Annotated in this window: 35 protein-coding genes; 9 read left to right on the forward strand and 26 right to left on the reverse strand. The window is 57.0% G+C overall.

Going from position 1 to position 18177, the window contains the following annotated elements; genetic code table 11:
• Nucleotide 1 precedes the first annotated feature (1 nt).
• From HYG82_RS44040 to HYG82_RS44105, 14 genes are all read right to left on the reverse strand, one after another.
• Nucleotides 2-142 (reverse strand): hypothetical protein, encoded by a 141-nt coding sequence (locus HYG82_RS44040; RefSeq protein WP_235218257.1) that lies wholly within the window; start codon nucleotides 140-142, stop codon nucleotides 2-4.
• On the reverse strand, nucleotides 139-345 hold the full coding sequence (locus tag HYG82_RS44045; RefSeq protein WP_235218258.1) for a hypothetical protein: 207 nt from the start codon (nucleotides 343-345) through the stop codon (nucleotides 139-141). The genes HYG82_RS44040 and HYG82_RS44045 overlap by 4 nt, the downstream gene beginning before the upstream one ends.
• Nucleotides 342-2009 carry a DUF7123 family protein gene (locus HYG82_RS44050; RefSeq protein WP_235218259.1) on the reverse strand — a complete coding sequence of 556 codons (1668 nt, stop codon included), beginning with the start codon at nucleotides 2007-2009 and terminating at the stop codon, nucleotides 342-344. The genes HYG82_RS44045 and HYG82_RS44050 overlap by 4 nt, the downstream gene beginning before the upstream one ends.
• Nucleotides 2006-2731 carry a hypothetical protein gene (locus HYG82_RS44055; RefSeq protein ID WP_235218260.1) on the reverse strand — a complete coding sequence of 242 codons (726 nt, stop codon included), beginning with the start codon at nucleotides 2729-2731 and terminating at the stop codon, nucleotides 2006-2008. Before HYG82_RS44055 ends, HYG82_RS44050 begins: the two co-directional genes overlap by 4 nt.
• On the reverse strand, nucleotides 2728-3114 hold the full coding sequence (locus HYG82_RS44060; RefSeq protein WP_235218261.1) for a hypothetical protein: 387 nt from the start codon (nucleotides 3112-3114) through the stop codon (nucleotides 2728-2730). The genes HYG82_RS44055 and HYG82_RS44060 overlap by 4 nt, the downstream gene beginning before the upstream one ends.
• Nucleotides 3111-3473 (reverse strand): hypothetical protein, encoded by a 363-nt coding sequence (locus tag HYG82_RS44065; protein WP_235218262.1) that lies wholly within the window; start codon nucleotides 3471-3473, stop codon nucleotides 3111-3113. The genes HYG82_RS44060 and HYG82_RS44065 overlap by 4 nt, the downstream gene beginning before the upstream one ends.
• The gene (locus tag HYG82_RS44070; protein WP_235218263.1) at nucleotides 3470-4210 is read right to left on the reverse strand and encodes a hypothetical protein; all 741 of its coding nucleotides are present in this window, start codon (nucleotides 4208-4210) and stop codon (nucleotides 3470-3472) included. The genes HYG82_RS44065 and HYG82_RS44070 overlap by 4 nt, the downstream gene beginning before the upstream one ends.
• 160 nt (nucleotides 4211-4370) lie before the next feature.
• Nucleotides 4371-4679, reverse strand: coding sequence for a hypothetical protein (locus HYG82_RS44075; RefSeq protein ID WP_235218264.1), 309 nt, complete (start codon nucleotides 4677-4679; stop codon nucleotides 4371-4373).
• Nucleotides 4679-4996, reverse strand: a complete 318-nt coding sequence (locus HYG82_RS44080) for a hypothetical protein (protein ID WP_235218265.1) — start codon at nucleotides 4994-4996, stop codon at nucleotides 4679-4681. The genes HYG82_RS44075 and HYG82_RS44080 overlap by 1 nt, the downstream gene beginning before the upstream one ends.
• Nucleotides 4996-5412 (reverse strand): DUF7344 domain-containing protein, encoded by a 417-nt coding sequence (locus HYG82_RS44085; RefSeq protein WP_235218266.1) that lies wholly within the window; start codon nucleotides 5410-5412, stop codon nucleotides 4996-4998. The genes HYG82_RS44080 and HYG82_RS44085 overlap by 1 nt, the downstream gene beginning before the upstream one ends.
• Complete coding sequence (locus HYG82_RS44090; RefSeq protein ID WP_235218321.1) at nucleotides 5409-5723, reverse strand: PadR family transcriptional regulator; 315 nt, start codon at nucleotides 5721-5723, stop codon at nucleotides 5409-5411. The genes HYG82_RS44085 and HYG82_RS44090 overlap by 4 nt, the downstream gene beginning before the upstream one ends.
• A gap of 436 nt (nucleotides 5724-6159) precedes the next feature.
• A complete protein-coding gene (locus HYG82_RS44525; protein WP_343233133.1) occupies nucleotides 6160-6516 on the reverse strand; it encodes a hypothetical protein in 357 nt (118 codons plus the stop codon).
• 5 nt (nucleotides 6517-6521) lie between these two features.
• Nucleotides 6522-6788: a hypothetical protein gene (locus tag HYG82_RS44100; protein WP_235218268.1), complete on the reverse strand. Its 267-nt coding sequence runs from the start codon at nucleotides 6786-6788 to the stop codon at nucleotides 6522-6524.
• Nucleotides 6789-6978: 190 nt separating this feature from the next.
• Nucleotides 6979-7386, reverse strand: coding sequence for a zinc-ribbon domain-containing protein (locus HYG82_RS44105; protein ID WP_235218269.1), 408 nt, complete (start codon nucleotides 7384-7386; stop codon nucleotides 6979-6981).
• Between the two features lie 124 nt (nucleotides 7387-7510).
• On the opposite strand from HYG82_RS44105, the gene HYG82_RS44110 reads away from it, so the two are divergent.
• The 3 genes from HYG82_RS44110 to HYG82_RS44120 all read left to right on the forward strand — a co-directional run bounded on the left by HYG82_RS44110 (nucleotide 7511) and on the right by HYG82_RS44120 (nucleotide 8627).
• On the forward strand, nucleotides 7511-7807 hold the full coding sequence (locus tag HYG82_RS44110; protein ID WP_235218270.1) for a toxin-antitoxin system TumE family protein: 297 nt from the start codon (nucleotides 7511-7513) through the stop codon (nucleotides 7805-7807).
• A 21-nt stretch (nucleotides 7808-7828) separates the two neighbouring features.
• Nucleotides 7829-8221, forward strand: a complete 393-nt coding sequence (locus tag HYG82_RS44115; protein ID WP_235218271.1) for an HVO_A0114 family putative DNA-binding protein — start codon at nucleotides 7829-7831, stop codon at nucleotides 8219-8221.
• 127 nt (nucleotides 8222-8348) lie between these two features.
• Nucleotides 8349-8627 carry a type II toxin-antitoxin system HicB family antitoxin gene (locus HYG82_RS44120; RefSeq protein WP_235218272.1) on the forward strand — a complete coding sequence of 93 codons (279 nt, stop codon included), beginning with the start codon at nucleotides 8349-8351 and terminating at the stop codon, nucleotides 8625-8627.
• A gap of 24 nt (nucleotides 8628-8651) precedes the next feature.
• Here the strand turns inward: HYG82_RS44120 and HYG82_RS44125 are convergent, their stop codons facing one another.
• On the reverse strand, nucleotides 8652-8804 hold the full coding sequence (locus HYG82_RS44125) for a hypothetical protein (RefSeq protein WP_235218273.1): 153 nt from the start codon (nucleotides 8802-8804) through the stop codon (nucleotides 8652-8654).
• 85 nt (nucleotides 8805-8889) lie between these two features.
• Entirely contained in the window at nucleotides 8890-9162 is a 273-nt protein-coding gene (locus tag HYG82_RS44130; protein WP_235218274.1) for a hypothetical protein, read from the reverse strand.
• A 588-nt stretch (nucleotides 9163-9750) separates the two neighbouring features.
• On the opposite strand from HYG82_RS44130, the gene HYG82_RS44135 reads away from it, so the two are divergent.
• Complete coding sequence (locus tag HYG82_RS44135; protein ID WP_235218275.1) at nucleotides 9751-10047, forward strand: hypothetical protein; 297 nt, start codon at nucleotides 9751-9753, stop codon at nucleotides 10045-10047.
• A 9-nt stretch (nucleotides 10048-10056) separates the two neighbouring features.
• Here the strand turns inward: HYG82_RS44135 and HYG82_RS44140 are convergent, their stop codons facing one another.
• From HYG82_RS44140 to HYG82_RS44175, 8 genes are all read right to left on the reverse strand, one after another.
• Complete coding sequence (locus tag HYG82_RS44140; RefSeq protein WP_235218276.1) at nucleotides 10057-11121, reverse strand: Cdc6/Cdc18 family protein; 1065 nt, start codon at nucleotides 11119-11121, stop codon at nucleotides 10057-10059.
• Between the two features lie 303 nt (nucleotides 11122-11424).
• On the reverse strand, nucleotides 11425-11622 hold the full coding sequence (locus tag HYG82_RS44145; RefSeq protein WP_235218277.1) for a hypothetical protein: 198 nt from the start codon (nucleotides 11620-11622) through the stop codon (nucleotides 11425-11427).
• The gene (locus HYG82_RS44150; RefSeq protein WP_235218278.1) at nucleotides 11623-11862 is read right to left on the reverse strand and encodes a hypothetical protein; all 240 of its coding nucleotides are present in this window, start codon (nucleotides 11860-11862) and stop codon (nucleotides 11623-11625) included. It abuts the gene before it with no gap.
• Complete coding sequence (locus HYG82_RS44155; RefSeq protein WP_235218279.1) at nucleotides 11859-12206, reverse strand: SWIM zinc finger family protein; 348 nt, start codon at nucleotides 12204-12206, stop codon at nucleotides 11859-11861. The genes HYG82_RS44150 and HYG82_RS44155 overlap by 4 nt, the downstream gene beginning before the upstream one ends.
• Nucleotides 12206-12502 carry a hypothetical protein gene (locus HYG82_RS44160; RefSeq protein WP_235218280.1) on the reverse strand — a complete coding sequence of 99 codons (297 nt, stop codon included), beginning with the start codon at nucleotides 12500-12502 and terminating at the stop codon, nucleotides 12206-12208. The genes HYG82_RS44155 and HYG82_RS44160 overlap by 1 nt, the downstream gene beginning before the upstream one ends.
• Nucleotides 12502-12993, reverse strand: coding sequence for a hypothetical protein (locus tag HYG82_RS44165; RefSeq protein ID WP_235218281.1), 492 nt, complete (start codon nucleotides 12991-12993; stop codon nucleotides 12502-12504). Before HYG82_RS44165 ends, HYG82_RS44160 begins: the two co-directional genes overlap by 1 nt.
• Nucleotides 12993-13199: a hypothetical protein gene (locus HYG82_RS44170; protein WP_235218282.1), complete on the reverse strand. Its 207-nt coding sequence runs from the start codon at nucleotides 13197-13199 to the stop codon at nucleotides 12993-12995. Before HYG82_RS44170 ends, HYG82_RS44165 begins: the two co-directional genes overlap by 1 nt.
• Nucleotides 13199-13642, reverse strand: a complete 444-nt coding sequence (locus HYG82_RS44175; RefSeq protein ID WP_235218283.1) for a hypothetical protein — start codon at nucleotides 13640-13642, stop codon at nucleotides 13199-13201. Before HYG82_RS44175 ends, HYG82_RS44170 begins: the two co-directional genes overlap by 1 nt.
• A 177-nt stretch (nucleotides 13643-13819) precedes the next feature.
• Between HYG82_RS44175 and HYG82_RS44180 the strand changes: the two genes are divergently transcribed.
• The 3 genes from HYG82_RS44180 to HYG82_RS44190 all read left to right on the forward strand — a co-directional run bounded on the left by HYG82_RS44180 (nucleotide 13820) and on the right by HYG82_RS44190 (nucleotide 16093).
• On the forward strand, nucleotides 13820-14215 hold the full coding sequence (locus HYG82_RS44180) for a hypothetical protein (protein WP_235218284.1): 396 nt from the start codon (nucleotides 13820-13822) through the stop codon (nucleotides 14213-14215).
• On the forward strand, nucleotides 14202-15014 hold the full coding sequence (locus HYG82_RS44185) for a DUF5131 family protein (protein ID WP_235218285.1): 813 nt from the start codon (nucleotides 14202-14204) through the stop codon (nucleotides 15012-15014). Before HYG82_RS44180 ends, HYG82_RS44185 begins: the two co-directional genes overlap by 14 nt.
• Before the next feature lie 443 nt (nucleotides 15015-15457).
• Complete coding sequence (locus HYG82_RS44190) at nucleotides 15458-16093, forward strand: J domain-containing protein (RefSeq protein WP_235218286.1); 636 nt, start codon at nucleotides 15458-15460, stop codon at nucleotides 16091-16093.
• 31 nt (nucleotides 16094-16124) lie between these two features.
• Here the strand turns inward: HYG82_RS44190 and HYG82_RS44195 are convergent, their stop codons facing one another.
• The gene (locus tag HYG82_RS44195; protein ID WP_235218287.1) at nucleotides 16125-16556 is read right to left on the reverse strand and encodes a hypothetical protein; all 432 of its coding nucleotides are present in this window, start codon (nucleotides 16554-16556) and stop codon (nucleotides 16125-16127) included.
• 85 nt (nucleotides 16557-16641) lie between these two features.
• Between HYG82_RS44195 and HYG82_RS44200 the strand changes: the two genes are divergently transcribed.
• Both HYG82_RS44200 and HYG82_RS44205 read left to right on the forward strand, forming a co-directional pair.
• Nucleotides 16642-17109, forward strand: a complete 468-nt coding sequence (locus HYG82_RS44200) for a hypothetical protein (RefSeq protein ID WP_235218288.1) — start codon at nucleotides 16642-16644, stop codon at nucleotides 17107-17109.
• Nucleotides 17110-17125: 16 nt separating this feature from the next.
• A complete protein-coding gene (locus HYG82_RS44205; protein WP_235218289.1) occupies nucleotides 17126-17539 on the forward strand; it encodes a homing endonuclease associated repeat-containing protein in 414 nt (137 codons plus the stop codon).
• 28 nt (nucleotides 17540-17567) lie between these two features.
• Here HYG82_RS44205 and HYG82_RS44210 read toward each other — a convergent pair whose 3' ends face one another.
• Nucleotides 17568-17876 carry a hypothetical protein gene (locus tag HYG82_RS44210; protein ID WP_235218290.1) on the reverse strand — a complete coding sequence of 103 codons (309 nt, stop codon included), beginning with the start codon at nucleotides 17874-17876 and terminating at the stop codon, nucleotides 17568-17570.
• Nucleotides 17877-18177 lie beyond the last annotated feature (301 nt).

Consider the following 18177-nt stretch of genomic DNA (forward strand, 5'->3'; position numbering starts at 1 on the left):
ATTAGATCGCCTCCGAGGTCGCCTCGTAGCGGTCGGCAAGCGATTCGAGATCGCTGGCGAGGTCCCGGAGGTCGTCAGCGTCCGGGTCGTGCCTTCTGATGACTGTCCGGATCTCCTCGCGGAACTCAGCGTCGTCGCTCACCGGCGTTCACCTCCGTCGGTCGCGACGCCCCGATCGCCGGCGTCGTCTCCCTCGAGGAAACACGTCATGCACGGTAACGCATCGACGTCAGCGTCGGGGCCCGGGCAACCAGTAGTCCCGTTTCGGCACTCGTCGCTCTGGTCGGCGACGCCTGCCTCGTTACGGACTGCGTCGACGTTCGCGTGGTGCCATGCGCGGCTCACGCTGACTCACCTCCGTGATCTGTTGCACCGAAAGAACCGGTGATCTTCCAGACTGTTCCAGCACTGGAGTTACTCCACCGATCGAGTTCGCCTTGCTCCTCGAGTGTTCGGAGATAATCGGATGCAGCGTTAGTCGAGACACCGAGAGAATTGGAGATATGGCTCGATTTGACGTAGCTGTTCCCGCGCTCCTGGCGCCGCTTGAGGTATTCACGAACCTCATCTGGGACAGATCCACCATCCGTCTGAACCAGCGCTTCGGGCCGATCGACGCCGTCTGCCCACTCGACGTTGTAGTCGTTGTCCTGGATATTGTGGACCAGCATGAGGGCGAACTGGGCCTCGGCATTAAGGTCGTGGTCCAGACTCGCCCGTCGGTCCGCCTCGTCGGCATCGTAGTACGGGCCGGCTACGATTCGTGCCGGATCCTGCTGTGGCTCGGCGACGACGTACCACATCGTTCCGAGATCCTGGCCGCCGTCGGTGACGATCTCGTCATCGTCATCGGAATCCGCCCCTGCCTCGATCTGACCGTTTTCAAAGTCTAACCGAACTGGGACACGCGCACTCGACACAGTTGTCTGACCACAGTAAGGGCAGCGTTTGTGACCGTCCTCTGGATCGAGTACCTCACCGTCTTCTACCGTCTCCGAGGGAATCGTCGCGTTCTCTTTCAGATACCGTTTCTCGCACCCAGCACACGACACGACCACCAGAGGGCACTGGGCCTCTGGCAGAGCCCGGTTGACGACCCATCCCGGAAGGTCATCGTAGCCGAGTATTTCGGGTGGCCGATCGTCGCATGGATACTGGATCAACTCGCCTTCTGGGAGGTCGTATTTCCTCGAGACCCACCCCGAGGCGTCACCCCATTTCTGGCCTGTTGGGAACCAGTACCCTCCCGTCGGATGGTATGCGTCATCGTATCCGACATGAACGAACGACTCGGCCTCGTCGACGGGAACAGCGTACTCCTGGACGAACTCGTCTTTGATTTCTCGGTCATCGATATCGGTGCCGCCGTCAGTAACGAGGGTCTTCTCCTCCGTATCGCGACCTGATTCCTCGGACTGTTTTGACAGCGCTCGCTGCTGGAGATCGAAGACCAGATCCCTCGAGCAACGCGTGCAGAGGCTACCGCCGTAGTAGACGTCAAGATCGTCTACGCCGGCGACACCTTCGATCTCAAACGAGTGATGTGTATCGTCTGAGCCACAGACGATGCACCCCTCACCAGTAGGCGCCTCGAGGTACTCCCGACACCAGTTACATAACGGGACTGGGCCGGACATAAGACCGTACCCGGTCGGCCCTGGATCCACGGTGTCGATTGATTTGACACTCGATGCAGAAACGGAATCGTCGCAGATCCGGCATCGGTCAGCTGCGTTAGCGGCTTGGACGACACCGCCATCAGTGGCGACCTCATATCCAGATTCCTCGAGTTTCTCCTCGGCGACGTCCAGGTCATCGAGTGTGAGTAGCGTGTGACCGCCGCGGATCATCTCTTTGGTTGCTTGCTGGGTCAGCTCCGCGATCTCGTCGGTTGTCTCGGCGCCGTACCGCTTGGCCAGCAATTCCGGCTGAAGACCGTCACTGATCTGGACACGGGCTTCGGTGAGGCGCTTCTGCCAGCGCTCTTCGACCGTTTCCTTCGCGCTCACGCCTCGTCACCTCCGTTCTCATCCTCGTTGTCGGTGAAAGATGGCCGGCGAAGGTAGCCACGTGCGGGACAGTAGAGTTCGCCATTGTTGTGTAGGAACTCGATCGTCCAGAAGACGTTCCCAAAGTCGACGTTCGTATCGTCGGTCTCCTCGAGGACTGCGTTGACGACCGATCCGATCGGTGCACCGTGTTCGGACTCGTCCTGGAGCGCATCGACCTGCTCAAGGACGATTTGGTCGGTCGCCATCAGCTGGCCGCCGTCCGTCCTTAGGTTTTGATGGCCGAACCCGTGGTGGCGGAGGTACTCGATCGCATCGTGGGCGACCTCCTCCATCGTCGCTGAACCACCAGCCCGCTGTGCGCTTGAGGCGACGTGATGAATGAACGCGCCGAGCATCCACAGCGATGCAGGCCGGGCGTCGACGTCCTCACTAACTGTGGGGAACGTGTCGACGCCATCAGACGAATACATCACCAGCATCACGCCGTGGATGTCGTCCGGATCTGCCTCGGCCAGGACTTGGCTATACGCATCCAGGTGATCGGCATGTGTCTCGAGGTTATCAGCGAACGGCGCCAGCGGGTGGTCTTCCGGAAATCCTCCGTCTGCGACAAGATCGTCTTTCTCCTCAGTCTGGCTGCCGACCAGATCTTTCCCACACTGCTGGCACCGGTAGCATGACTCTGGATCCTCGCCACAGACTGGGCAAACCTCCGTCATCGTGCATCACGCTCCTCATGCGCGGCTGCGACTCCAGGAGCGGGACCGCGGACGCTATTCATCCCAGCTGCAGGACCGTCCTCGAACAGGCCGGCACAGCAGCGGAGCGTGGCGCCGACAGAGTCGTGACCGGCGCCGCACAGGTCGCAACGGTGTGCACCAATCTGGATTCGGTACGTCACCGACGACGACCGGACGTCCCGCCACGGCTCGAGATCGCCGGCGTTGACAATCCGGAGAACTGCGTGGTTGATCGCCTGGTGTGTCTCATCCTCGATGGCGTTCGACAACTGCCGGACTGTCACGTAGCAGTTGCCACGGTCGCGGTGGGCGCGGATCGCCTCGCGAACCCGTCGGTCGAGATCGTCTCTCGAGTGGGTCATGCTGAATCCCCTCGCTCGTATCCGCTGGTTCCGCGAAGGTCGGCAAGCAGATCGTTGAGGTGGTCCATATCGACGTCCTGTTCGTGACAGAACCGCCGAAGGCGCGTCCCGATATCACCAGCTGTGCCGTGATGATCGTATCCGAACACACGGAGCAGGCGGCGTCCCTGACGATGGGTAAGCTCGAAATCGCCGAGCTCATTGTCCATGTAGAGCGGGTTGTTGACGTACAGGCAGTTGGGACACTGTGGCACCTCACTGCGTGGCTTGACGAGTTCACCGTCGGGACAGGCGGGGCAGTCCTCGCCGGTCGGTTCGGTTGGGACGCCCTTATCGAGCGTCTTGCCGTCGCCGGTCATGCTTCCACCTCGCTATCATCGAGAGTCGTCTGCGTGACCTGCTGTTTCTCGTCGATCTTAGCGCTGTCATCAAACGTCGTGATCGGGATGATCTCCTCGTGGATGAACCGACCGAGGAGTTCGGGCTTCATCTCGTCCGGTTCCCAGATGGCGAGGTATCCACTCGAGTAGATGACGAGGCGGACGAACATATCCCGCCAGTGAGTCGTCAGCGCGACCCCGACATCGGCGTTGATCGCATCCGTCTTGGTTTCGGTGCCCCACTCGATCGAGACGTCGTCGAGATTGTGCTCTCGTGTCGCCATCTCCGCGGTCCAGTCCCGGCCTTCGTCCCGCTGATTTCGGACGAATTCCCACGGCTTCAGGCGGACCGGTGCGATCTCTGGTCCAGCCAGCTTTGAGAATTCGTTGAAGGGCCAGTCCGGTTCGTGTTCGAGGTCACTCGAATGCGTGCGTTCTGCGAGGACCCATCCGCTCCCGTCGACGTCTGCGATCCACTCGGTGGCGACACGGCGACTGACATCCCGTGTTTCGGTCTCGATCACGTGACCGTCCACCATGACTCGCTCCTCCTGTTTCGGAACCTTTCCCGCGACCAAGCCGGACTGGATGACGAGATCGTCGCCCAGGTAGGTCTGCGTCTCGTCGACCTGAAGTGCGCGACCGGTCTGGTCATGATGACTCTGAAGCGGCTCATCGGCCGATCCGTTGAGAAGCGCCAGCTGACCGGCGATCATCACCGGAACACCCCGTTGCCCGTTGGGCAGTCAGTGTAGCGGTAGTGGTAGCTCCCCGTGGGGCCGTCGTCTGGGTAGACGCGCACTCGCTTGTGGTAGGCGCGACTGTGTCCACAGTTCCGACATGGGCTGTGGTTCGTGTGCCGCTGGAGGCTCGCCATCAGGCGGTCACCTCCTCGTCAGCCTCGAGTTGTTCTCTCGCGTCTTCACCGAGATCGTCAACCGCGAATAGCATCGTTCCGAAAAAGCGGCGGTCCCCTTTCTGCCCAAGTTCGAACACACCGTTGCCTTCAAAACACTCCTGGGCGTACCCAACAGGACCATACTTCGAGAAGCCCTCTTTCGCGTTCACGCTGACGTTGCCGGTGACGTCTCCGATGAGGACTGCGGGTTGATCGCCGTCCCAGTCTTCTGCGAGCTCGCCGAGCATGTCGGCGTACTCCTGAAGGGTCATGACTTCGGTCGTCATTAGGCACCCACCTCCTTCGACAGGATGTCGTGACCATCATCGGCCCAGCGCTGGAGTGTATCTGCCCGCTCGCGAACGTGTTCTCGAAGACAATCGGCTTCGGCCTCGCGGGTATCGTGTTCACGCCCGCAGTCCGGACAGCAGAGCGTCTCGAACGCTTTCTTCTCGAGGAGACCCTGGCGGAGTTTGGAAGCGTGCACGCGGCTGGAGGCGGACGGCTGTCGCGTACTGGTGGTGTTGTGGGTGCCGGCAAGCTTCGACGATGGCTCGATTTCCTCACCGTCAGGGGTTACGAGTGTCGGGTTCCAGCCTGCCATTAGGCATCACCCGCGATTTCCGCCACTGCGTCGTCTTCATCGAATTCGAACACCTGCGACGAATCTGTCTCGATCTCAAACCGCTCCTCGAGGTCCGAGATGCACTTGACTAACGCATTGAAATGCTCGCCTGGCTCGATGTGGTGGCCACGATCGCCAAGCTCAATCACATCGTGCTTGTCCAATTTCGGAAGATGTGTTTGGTAGAGCGTGACGTATGCTCCCTTTCGATCGATATCGGAGATCGCTGCGAACGCATCAGCGAGCACTTTCAGTTCCATCGGTCCGAGTGCGTCGATGAGCTCGACAGCCAACCGCCGGCGCTCGTTGCTCATCAGATGTACCGCTGCATCGAGCGGAAGGTCGGACCGCACTGGTTCATCACGGAAAAGGTCCCGAAGGAATGTGCGGATCATGCGTCATCCCCTCGAGAAACCTGCTCCTCGAGCCAACTGAGTTCGTGCTGCAGCACCCGACGGCCAGGCTCGGTGATCGAGTAGTTATTCGTGCGACGGTCGCGGCTCCCCTTCTCGATCAGACCGAGATCGACCAGTTCATCGAGGTTCGGGTAGAGGCGACCGTGGTTAACCTCTTTGCCGTAGTAGGACTCGAGTTCGTCTTTGATCCCGATGCCGTGCCGGTCTTGGCAGGCGACCGTAGCCAGTGCCCGAATTTGGAATTTCGTTAGCTCGCCGGCTATGGTCTGGACGTCCTGGCCCGTTCCGATCTCGGTGCCGCCATCCGTCAGTGCGATTCTCGTGTCGGCCGGTCGACGGCTACCGGTGGCGTTTTCATGGTTCGGTGCTGAACTGTTCTCTTGACGAGGGCCAGGCCGTGGACATCGCCTCGTCGTTTCTGCCGCGTGCTCGCGCGGTAGCGATTCGTCTTCGTTAGTGACGTCTGCGTTCTGATCATGGTCGTCCGAACGACCAACTGTCCAACTCTCGATGGGGTAATCGTTTTTAACCCCGTTGTTGTTGTCATTCATGACTTCTGAAATCCCTTCCAGTGGGATTGGAAGTCAATCTCGGGGTGGCCTAACACCCCGAACCTTTGCAGGTTCTGGCGAGACTGACTTCCCATCTACAGTGAGTAATTCGACTGACTAATACTTTTCCCACCAATAACGGGATGCCTACCGTTATAAACGGGATATTTATTGGTCAGTAGCGTGATTTGATCCGTATACCGGTGTACATATGAGTCCTGTTTGCCCAGTTAAGCGCGAGATGCGCCAGCCGGCGGAGTGGATGAGGTTGCCTGCTGATGACCGAATCCTTGAGCTGATGTTTGATGAGGGGAACATGACGCCTCGCGCTCTGTCCCGTGACGGGGACGTTCCCCGAATAGATATCAGTCGAGACTACGCTGGCGATCGGTGCCGCAAGCTTACGGAGTATGGGCTCCTTGAACGTCTTGATCGAGGTCTCTATCGCCTTACAGACATAGGCGAAGCTTATCTGGAAGGCGATCTCGACGTAGATGAGCTTGACCCTGTCGACGATAGCGGCGAGTGACACCGATCTCACCTCAGCTCACCCTTGACCAGTTCCACAGCTTCACTGACCCAGCCCGGTAGCGGCCGCGTCGGCGTATCTCGATCGACGCACCGGCCCTGATTATCAAATTCGAGAACCCATTCCTCTTGTCCGTAATCGAGACTCACCGTACGCCCGCCATCGTCGTTGTAGGTTAACTCTAACGTGGCCGTCGCGGGCTCGCCTTCGGGGACGTCTTTCCCGAGATCGCGGCGTAGGTCGATGTCGATCCGCCTGGTAGTCGTCGTCGACATGGCAATTGCGATGAGGGTTGATACCCCCTTTAAATCGACTTACAATTCCGAATAATCTCGATGGTGTGACTGTCGGTCCTGTATTAAAATGGTGGTATTGCCTTAACCAACATCCGCAGTGGACAACTGACCGTGTTGGTTAATGCCTTTAGCCACTAATCAATTAGTGAATCCCGCCGAACTATTCCGCTTATAGAAGAGCGATCAATAGCAGAAGCAGGAGAACTCCGCTGACGATTAAAGCTCCGACCGTGAGTAATATAAGCGAGAATAGTCCGGCTGATGATCGTCCGCCTGGGTTAACCCTAGTCCCAGTGGCATCTACTTTGTGAATACACCCGATAAGGATCCAACCAGCAACGAAGAAACCGACTGGTGGAAGAAAAAAGAGAAGTGCTGTCATTACTACCCATTCCCATGTCTGGACATGTCCAGCGTCGAAAACGTAGTTTCTGAAAAGACCTCCCTTGTGAGCTTGGTAATCCGTTTCTTTGTAGACATCGCTGTTTATCTTCGGAGGCTCAATGTCCGATCCACATTCGCTACAAAATTTGTCAGACTGATTTACAGCGGCACCACAATCTGAGCAGGTGTTCATACTACTATCCCATTAGTATCAGTTGAAAAGCCTATCGTATACGACGAATTCGCACGTAGATTTGAGATTATGTTAGGCTAAAACCTAACACTTATTGTGTTAGGGCGTATACTAACATACAGGGATGAGCGATGACGTCACCGTTGTTCGCGACGAGATCGAAGCCTACGCGGATGGCACTGTCGCCCGTGTCCGCGTCCTTGCGGTGCCCAAATCAACGAAGTTCCCGGAAGAAGTCAAATACTCCTTCCATTACGGTGTTGCTGGCGGCGAGAATCCCTACATCCGACTCGATAACCACCACGGCGTTCACGAATTACATCTCGGTTCACGAACATACGAGGGTGACTTCCCCGGTTTGCAAACCCTATACCGTGCGTGGCGCGCGGCGCTTCCATTCGAAAAACGGACCGATTGGTAGCCCCCCACTCAGCTTCAAATCATGACCCGAACACTCCACGTCCGAATCAATTCGTCGTCCGATCGAAGCGATCTCGAAGACACGCTTGCAGCACTCGATGCCGGCGAGAGTGTTGACCCAAAGCCATCGACACTCTCAGTCGAAGATCTCGAGACGTTCGGTCGGATCTTCCGGCCGGTAAATCTCGAGCTCCTCGAGGCGATCGCGGATCACGAACCAAGTAGCATTCGCGAACTCGCTCGAATCGTTGATCGCCACCCGCCAGAGGTCACGGAGAACGTCACCGAACTTGCCGACTACGGCCTTATCGAACTCGAGCAGCATGGTCGTGCAAAACGCCCGGTCGTCTGGTATGAGGAGATCGACATCGACCTCCCCATTGGCCAGCATTCGCCCGACGTTGCGCCAGCGTGATTGCAAAGCTGGGGCCGATAAGCGGTTATTTTCGATTTTAACCAACAACCGGGGCAGCAGCCCGCCACTGTTGGTTAAGATTGACGGACGCCGAACGCTTATCTGACACCCCCTTGTTTCTCGAGCTATGAGCACCGACGCCGACGGAACCGGGGACAACGGCTCGAGCCCGCCGGTCAAAATTTCGCTTTCACTCGGTGAGAGCGGCGCGCTGTGGGTTGCTCGCGACGAAGAAACTGGTGTGGCGTCCCAGGGACCGACTTGCGAAGATGCACTCGAAAACCTCGATGAAGCGGTTGTCGGTTATCACGGTAAGGGTGAACCGCCGAGCGACGACGATCTCCGTGAATTAGGGATCGATCCAGAAGACAACACCTCGGGCGAACTCCACGATATCTTCTTTTAATCGATCCAGCCTCACCAAAAGATTTCACTCGAGATCGATGCCGAGTGCGTTGGCGATCTCATCACTCGTGAGGTATTCATCCTCTTCGAGTCTGTCCAAGTCCGGTGCGCGTTCAGCGATCACATGGTGTTCGTCGGGTAGCATATTGTCTTCTGGTTGTCTCTCGCTGCTAGTCATAGTTGTGTTTTCGTCGTAACGGGGAAAACGATCGCTATTAAGCATCAGCATCAGCCACAGAATGCGGCGGTGGGAGTGTCCAAATTCACTTTAGCCCAGTGGGCCACGTAAATTCAAACCGGACCAGTTCCCAGATTCGGTAGCAGACAAGAGCAACAAATACCCCAAATAGGAGGAATCCCATGTTTAGAATGAAATCGGTGTGTTCCCACCCGACAGTGTGCAACATGGCGATAATTCCAACAGCGCCTGGAATTGCACCCATCAGGGTGTTTTTGAGAGCCGCAAACAATTGTTGATTTTCCTCCTCGAGCGAGTAGAATAGATCAAGCGCTTCTCTAATACTTCCTAAGTTCATGCCAAAGCTTCGCGAAACCAACAGTCGACAGCGATAGGAGGACTAACAGGATAGCTGCAATTGGTCCTGCCAAATCGTCGCTCAGAAAGAGCGACAGAAACAGAACTGTGAATGCAAGTGACGCTAACGAAGCCAATCCAGTAAACGTCCGGAAACTGGCGATATTGACCACTTGCACCTGTTGATTCATAGGTTTCCTCTCTGCTCGTGTACTCCTATCTACGACACCCTCACGGTTAACATTGGCGTCCGTTGCAGCCTGTGAAGTTCGCAAGATTCGAGATACAAATATTTCGTACACACCACGGTTTGAACTGCCTGAATTTGTCGGCTCTTGGCTGTGTTGGATACGCCCCTTTTGCACCATAAGCGTTTCTTGGACGCCGTCGCCAACTAACTGATCAACCTTCTGATCATCTATATCATCTGGATCGTCGATGTCCCCAATCTCATCTGGCGTCAAGGGGGGTGGTGGGGGTGTAGCACTGGACATAGATTAGGTTACGTACCTGATTGCGAGCAATATGTAAAAGATCTACCGAATGTCCATCTGACAAGTATTTACACCTTCCGAATCAAAGCCCTTCTATGCCGATAAGCGAGAAAGAATGGGAGGATGGGTACCCTGTATCACAGATAGGTGCTGCAATAGAATACTTCAAAGAAATTTATCCGGAGGCGGCAACCATTCACGAGTATAGAGCATCGTTTGAGGAGGGTTATGACGCTGATCACTCAGAAAATGCAGAGCAGATAGCAGATGCTGTTCTTAGAGCATATTTTGAGTCAATTTGTCAGACTCTTGTATATGTTGATGAGTTAGAAACGAGGTATATCGAATCGCAAGACGGAGCCAAAACTTATTATCGATACAAAAAAGAGTAAATTAGTATATCACCTCGTTGATACCGATTCCGGTAACTCGATATGTTGTGGCTCGACATCCTCATCGATGACCCAGTAGGTGCGATCCCTGGTCGGCCCCTCGTAGTCGACGAGTTTGTACTCGCGAAGCTTCTGAAACTTTTCGCGTCGAGCTCGCTCGCCGATCGGCTGAGCTGGCTCGCCCTGATAGATGACGTCCGCGACCTCGTCGTATCTCTCATGGAGCGCTTCGCCGGAGATCTCGCCAGCCTCGTGGACGATCGCGTACAGCACGCGGTGGTGAACGGGAAGTGACTCGAGGTTGAGCCGGCGGATCCGACGCCAAGCCCGATCCTCGCCATCCTGGATATCTTCATCGTGGATCGTTAGGTGCTCACGTTCGTCGGCGATATTGGCAGCTCCCCACAAGCGTTGGATCCCGTTCCGCGCAACGCCGGCGACATCGTCAGCGAGATCCCGAAGCTGGGTCCGGGACACGATATCAGGCCGGAAGAAGCCTTGGCGAGCCCGTCGCTCGAGGATGTCCGCAAGTTCGTCAGTGACGTAATGGTCGAGTTTGATGTGGCCGATATCGAACGCGTGCCCGTCGTCGATCTCGAGTTTGGACAGCCAGTCTGTCGCATCGTGGACTATCGCGACGACCGTGACGTCCGGCATCGCGAGAAGATCTCCGACCGCATCGGTGTAGGGGAGATCGTCGCCTTCGTCCAGGACGATCACTGTCTTCCGATCGACAATCTCCTCGAACTCTTCCTGGACGGAGTCGGTGGCTCTGGTCTGTGCAACAGTATCTGGGCCGTTTGGATGGGCCTCGAGGAGCGACCGGAAGATGGCGGCCCTCGTTTTCCCCAGGCATTTGATTTTGATTCGATCGACGGATCGTCGCGCCTCGAGTTCGTCGAGCGCTTTCTGTGCGAACAGAGACTTCCCAACCCCGCTCGGGCCTGACAGTAGGATCTCGCTGTCAGTGAGAGACCCAACGATTCGTTTGAGTACCTCTTCCATTTCCCCCTCTCGATGGAGCAACTCGACATCGTCGAATCCGTCATCGAAAACCCTGGGGTCCTGGATCATACTTCAGCAAACGCTCACGTCTGTTAAAAAGACTACTTGTAATTCCGAATAATCTCGCCAAGGAATAGATGGCGTATAGTTGACTATTCCGATAAGAAGTGTTTGCGCCAGTAATCCGTTTTCGCGTATCGCTGGCTGCAATCTGGCTTGTGTGGGATTTCGTCTATATTCTGGTCTGACTTTCTACACTCCAGACATTCTACCTCTCCAGTCGGTTCGCCGAGTTGAAGCCGTCGACGTCGACCGGCGTGTCACTTCGAATGAGGATGTACTCCGTGTCTCGAGCGAGTGCGTCTCGAGGCATTACTCGGCCCCCAGCGTGATCACGAGTTGCCCGATCTGGATCGACCGGTCGCCGGCGTGGCGGAGGACCGTCCCGATCGTGCTGCTCGGCTTTGGACCGACCACGAGCTCGAGGTCGCCGTCACCGGTGACGTCGGCGAGTCGGACGAGCGGCAGCCACTCGATCACCGCAGCGACGGCGCCGCGAACGATCGACATCTACCGCACCTCCGCGACAAGGAACGTTCCTTGCGGCTGTGTCTGCCGGATTCCGCAGTCGTGTTCGGCGAGAATCCGCAGTACCCCTGGCGGGACGCGGTCGACCTGTGGCCCCAGGACGATCTCGACCGCCAGGCGGCCGCCGGCGTCGCGACGATCGACGAGCCGGGCGTCGTGGACGGTCGGGTGCGATGGGACGGCCTCGGCAGCACCCTCGAGGTTGGCAGTCTGGATACTCATCGCGACCACCTCGTGCGCTGGGCCGCTAGCTCCGGACTCGGGTCAGCGTCCGCCGGCGGTTCGGTCCGACCGAGTGCCTGGAGGATGCGCGCGGCGTGCTTGCAGCGGGTGATCTGTCCACTGCCGGGCTCGCCACGATACTGCCAATCGTCGCACGTACACCGGCCTCTGCGAAGGTCGACCAGGTACTCAGAGTACTCCTCACCGCTACCAGTTCCGACACCCCAGAGGTCGTCGGCGATCGGCCAGATCCCCATCGACTGCTCGGCGCCGCGGCGGTCGCGGGTGAGCGTTGCCTCGTCGATTCCGGCTGTAGGATCGTGGGTGGGCTCGGCGGCCGCCATCAGAGACCCCCATCGATGATATCGATGTCACGCTCGGCACGATCGACCCGCTCCTTGAGGCTCTCCAGCTGGCCGTGGATTGACTCGTGCGTGTCGACGATGTGCTCGGCGATCATCTCGCCGTCTTCCGAGAGTGCGTCGAGTTCCTCCTCGATTTCCTCGAGGCGCTCGGCGAGCATGCACGACGGACAGTCACGAGAGCTGTGGTACACCATGACCGTGCCGCAGGCGACGCAGTACGACAACCCGTCCGGGAGATTCGGGTTAGGCTCGTATTCAGGACCGTTGAATGGCATCACTTCTCACCCCCATCGCCGCCGTCGCGATCATGGACTCGAGCAACGACCTCGAGGCGCTCCCGCGGGAAGGCGTACGTTTCCTTCCCCTCGAGCGTCAGGTCTGTCCGCTGCGGGTAGATCACTTCGACAACGTCGTCGGTCTCCGGGTATTGCGGGTTTACGTCCGCGACCGTTGGCCCACCATCCTCGAGTTCGTACGCATCGGCCCGAAGCGTATCGAGGTTGACCACCACCATCGTCGCGTCGGGATCCTCACGGTCCTGGACGTGATTACCGACGTCGATCGGTTCGCGGTCCTCGCCTGGCTCGCCACCGTCAGCACGGAGGCCGTCGTCGCCGGCGACGATGATCTCCGATCCATCGGTCCCGTCGACGTGCTCCGGGCCGGCGACGGCGTGGGCTTCGGCGAGCTTTCGCATCTCACGAGCGGCTTCGCGCTCGAGTTGCTCGGCGCGTTTCGCAACGTGTTCGTGATCACGAACTATCATCATGCCTCACCTCGAGGGAGCAGCACGGACTCGTCGGTCTCTTGTTCGTATTCGACGCGCTCGCCATTGCAGAGGTGCCAGGAACCCTCTCGGCGGCGGTAGAGTTCGCCGCAATTGTCACAGCGACCGATCGCCTCGTCCGGCGTCCCGATCTCATCGCGACCGGCGGGCGTGGCCATCAGGTCGGTGACGTCGATAACTGGCATCACGCATCGCCTCCGTCACGTTTGTGGTCTTCGTGGGCTCTGACGTACGCGTCGAACCGGCGCTTTGCTTCGTCGTGGGTCAGGACCTCCCAGCCGGTTTTGTGGAGATCGTCCTTTGCGACGTCGTAGGAAACGAACTGTCGGTGGCGGCCGGACCGAGTTCCGAAATCAACGCGGTCGATCGCGCCGTAGTCCGTCCGGCAGATCGAGGTGGCCTTGCAGTCGCCCTCTGCGTAGAGCACGAGCGTCTCGTCGCAGTGCCGTCGAACGTGGTTGATAGCGTTCAGCCAGTCACTGCCCTTCATTTCGTCTTTTGAGCGCTTTCCACGGATGAATTCGAGGACGCGCTGGACCGTCACGCGGCCGTTTGAGACGGACTCGAGCAACCGCTCGACGTCGTCCGAATCGTTCGAAACGTCCTTAGGTTGGTATGTCGTAGACATCGTTGGTCTTCTCCAAGACCGAGGTCGGGTGTTGATGGCACCCGGCCGGCTTTTTGCCGACGTCCCTCGGCCTCTACTACCATCTACAATCCCGATTACTAAAAAGGTTACGGAGTAATTGACCTTGTATTGGCTCCGTAAACTACTTAGTAATGTCCTCTGTAGTAAGATTGAGGTATGAGTACAGCAACCGATCCACCAATGGAATATCAGCCGGACGACGTCGAGGAAGACGTCCTTGAAGTCATTCGATCGGAAGGAAGAGTCAACCCGCTGCGTGTGCGTGAACAGACCGATCACCGCAAACAGTACGTGAACGACGCGTTTCGGCAGTTGCAGAAGCTCGGAATCGTTCAGAAAGTGAACAGAGGATTATACGAATATGTCCCAGAAGAGGACGATCTCCCGGGTGCGCCTGAGATAGATGATCATGATCAACGGATCATAGAAGTCTCTGCTGCACTCGACGACATCGACGCCGCATTCGAACGGGGAGACCCAGACGCGGCACGCGCAGCGCTCGAGCGTGCCCAAGAAGCGATCTCCGACGGTGATACCGATGCAGACCACTAACATCTCGTGGGCGGATTATACCTGGAACCCAGTCACCGGCTGTAGTCACGCCGGACCTGAGTGCTGGAATTGCTACGCCGAGGAGTTCTCCCTCCGTCAGGGGCGGACAGAGAAAGAATGGGCCCAGGAGAACGCTTCGGAGAACGTCACGATGCACCGCACTCGCCTCGAGGAGGACCTCGATGGGGACACCTTCCCCGACGGGCCCGGTCGCGTCTTCGTCGGGAGCATGACTGACATGTTCCACCGAGAGGTCGATCCCGAGTTCGTCCAGGAGGTACTCGATCAGGTCCGCGAGTACGCAGAATACGTCTGGATCTTTCTGACGAAGCGGCCTCATCATGCCGCCGAGTGGCGTCTCGACTGGCCGGAGAACTGCTGGCTCGGGACGTCCGTCGGCTCAGGTCCTGGAGGAAAATTCCCGTCGACGACCCACCGGATTGAGCAGCTCCGCGACGTGGACGTCTCGACGAAGTGGGTCAGCTTCGAGCCACTGATCGAGCCGATCGGCGAGGTTGCCCTGGATCACATCAACTGGGTAGTTGTCGGTGGCGAGAGCGGATCTGCTGACGTTCGTCGGGAGATGGAACACCAATGGGCTCGCGAAATTCTCAAGCAGTGCCGGGAGGAAGAGATCCCGTTCTACTTCAAGCAGTCAAGTGGACTGCGGCCAGAGACCGGTATCGAGCTGACGGTCAAGAACGAGAGCGGGTTCTTCGAGCAGCGACGGATCCGAGAGTTCCCGGACCTTCCAGAGGTCACGAAGCAGGCTCGAGATCAGCGAGGGGTGATTGCATGAGTGACAGTTCTGACCGATCCCGTGAGACAGAACGCGTTGATCCCGGAAGCCCGATCGATCCGTACGTGTGTCCACGTGGGCACCACTCGGTCACGCTCAGCACCCATCGATTTGGATGTCAAACCTGCCGAAACCAGGGCCGAGAACAGACGACATGGGACCGGTCGGAACTGGTCGACCTGCGGAAAGGAGATGCGTCACCCCAGGACGATCGAGAGCTGGTGACTGACGGCGGAACCGATCAGTCCTCGAGCGACAGTACTGGTACGAAGTCAAGCCGACAAGCAAGATATTCGAGACTCGGCACGAAGCGGTCGGATTCGCTGCCATCCACGGACGTAAGTACACGTACTCGCCGATGAACTCGATCGACCCGCCGAAACCGCTTCGTGTCGAGCCGTTCCGTTACGACGAGACGGATACTAAGCACGGAGGACCCTCAGATGCAGAGTGAATCCGAATCTCGACTCGACTGGCCGACAGAACTGCCTCGAACCAATCCTACCGACCGGGAGCGAACAACGAAGTTCGACGTCACGCTCGGCGCCGCGATCAAGGACATCAAACGCGAGATGGAACGCCTCGAGGTCGACGATTGGCGACTCGAGACGGGAATGCCCCAGCGCAAAACCGACGGCCTGCCCTACGCCAGTGCTGCCGAGCCTGATGATCCCGGTGTCGCGTTGCAGTGGACGATGGACGGCGCTGACTACGCAATCGCGTGCGACCAGTACACGAAGGTCCGAGACAACACCAGGGCGATCGGTCTCTATCTGAACGAAAAGCGAAAGATGGAGAATCGACCGATTGCGACAGGCCAGTCGGAGTTTGCGACCGCTCGGTTGCCGCCAGCTGATGAGGGGGAGATCGCGGCGCCGCCGGCGCCCTCGGAAGAGGACGTCCTCGGGGACGATGAGCCACACGAGGTTCTCGAGGTTGCGCCGGATGCTCCTGATGAGATCGTTCGGGCGGCGTTCAAAGCACAGGTACGAGATTTGGAGGGACACCCTGATACTGGCGGCTCATCGGACCAGTTTAGGAAGCTGGAGAAGGCGCGCGAGGAGATGCTTGATAACTGACGATCGTACTGTTTACTCGAGAGCACTAAGATTAGAAATCGTCTGGATCAACAGTTCGAGGAGTCGATCGTGCGTATTTTGCTGCTGCGATTACAGCTATGGTCCCTACTGTGACGATGAGGGCTGACACAAGTCCAGCCACACTTGCGGTGAGTGGGTTGTTGGCGACCGTTTCCTCTCCAAGAACGGCTATTAACACAAATAGAACGATCGTGCCTATTCCGAACAGCCAGAGTGTGACCAGCAACTGATCAAACGTAACCTCGAGCGTCAGTTGTGAGGCTGCGATCGCCATAATAATCATGCCGAGTGCAGCAGCAACTGTTTCTAAACCAGTCATAGGGCCACCACTCATTGTTTCAGGTGCCGTTCCTACAAACACGACTGCCAGAATGGCGAAGCCCGTAGCGGAGAGACCCAGCCATCCTCTATCAATATCTTCTGGTTGGGAAAACCGTCTCATGTTTTAGAATCCATAGCCTATATTGTAAAACTTCGCGACTATCTCACCAGCATCTTTTTCTTCACGCTCGAACTGTTACCAGAACATGAGTACTGCTGACAGTATGAAACGTCGCGTCGAAGAGGAGTGTGACGTCCCTGACTCGTGGAGTGTGTTGGAAACCGCGCCAAAGGGTGCGATAGAAATCAGTGAATTCGAGGGAGAGGGAATAGAGGAAGCGGCTATCGAACTGATCAATGGCAGGACGGTCGCTGAGGTGGTTCTCCACCATGCGAATATGCCAGGTCGGGTCTCAGCTCGGGTAGAGGGTGGACTTGACGCACTGGACGAACCCGCTACAGAAATCCCATCACAGGTCGGTGTTCTCCAGTTTGCTAACACAGATGATGCGATAAAAGCCATTAACCAGCTCGTAAATCCAGATATTCTTGCTGAAATCACTGACCTTCGCAGTCCACTCGAGACCGAAGACCCGCTTTCTGTTCGAGAGGCAGTTTCAAAGGTGACTGAGGTGGACATGTCGACTGTTGATGAGACAATAACTTCGATTTGAGAATGCTCATTGGCCAATGACCGACGAAAACAACCAAGATCGAGATGCACCGCCGATTAAAGGGATCGAAGAATTCAATAAATACATCCGATTTATCGATGTCTTGCCTGACGATGTCAAAGATCGCATCGCGAAACACGCACACCCACTGACAGGCGAGCAGCGGAATTACCGGTACGACAACTATGTTCTTTTGGCTGAGATCCACCATTTACATGACTCCCTCTGCCGCGTACCGACCACTTCCGACCTTGAGAAAAAGGGGACAATCTCGTTACCTGTTTATCTGAATCGATTTGGGACATTCCAACGTGCGGTCGAAGCCGCTGGATTTGAGCCTGTTTTCACAACCGAACAACAGAAGGCACGGTATCTTGCAGAATATCAGGATCTGGCTGATCCAGACGAAGCAAAACCGTGGTCAAATTGATCGGTTACTAATTTTCATTTCCTTGCATCTACTGTTCATCACCAGAGTCTTCGAGGGTGCGATCGAGCCGACGTCGAATCTCGTCTTCGTGAGCAGGGTATGCTCGTTCCGCGAGCGCTTCAATCACCTTCGGGATCTCTTCGCGACCGATCACGATTTCCTCTGAAACGTAGTCTCCGTTTTCGGCGATGTAGATGTGATGTGGACTGTTCGCCCAGTGGCCGATGTGCAACTGTGCAAGCGGTTCGTCATCTTTCGGTTGCCCACCCCGTGGAAGATGCGATCCACGGATCCGAACGCCTTCATCAGCAGTGTGCCTGTCTTTAGTTTGGGTCATATGAGTGTCGATGGATGCACATAGTATAGTCCCGAGCCACACGTAGAGTGAAAGTGAAACTGATAGGTGAATTACTTTCAGTTTCACTCTGTCTGGCTCACTTATTCATATCAGTAGCGAAGAACGCCAGTTATGTCACCGTCAGAGTTAGTCAGACCAAGTTCAAGAGGCGAACTTTCTGCGAACGAGTGCCGTGCGTTACAGTTCCTCCGAGCAGAAGCCTACCGGCGACGAACTCTTTGTCTTCTGTTCGGCGTGGATGAAGACACTCTTGAAACACACCTACGCTTGGAATGTAATT

Origin of the sequence: Natrinema halophilum (genome assembly GCF_013402815.2) — an archaeon.
Taxonomy (GTDB): Archaea; Halobacteriota; Halobacteria; order Halobacteriales; family Natrialbaceae; genus Natrinema; species Natrinema halophilum.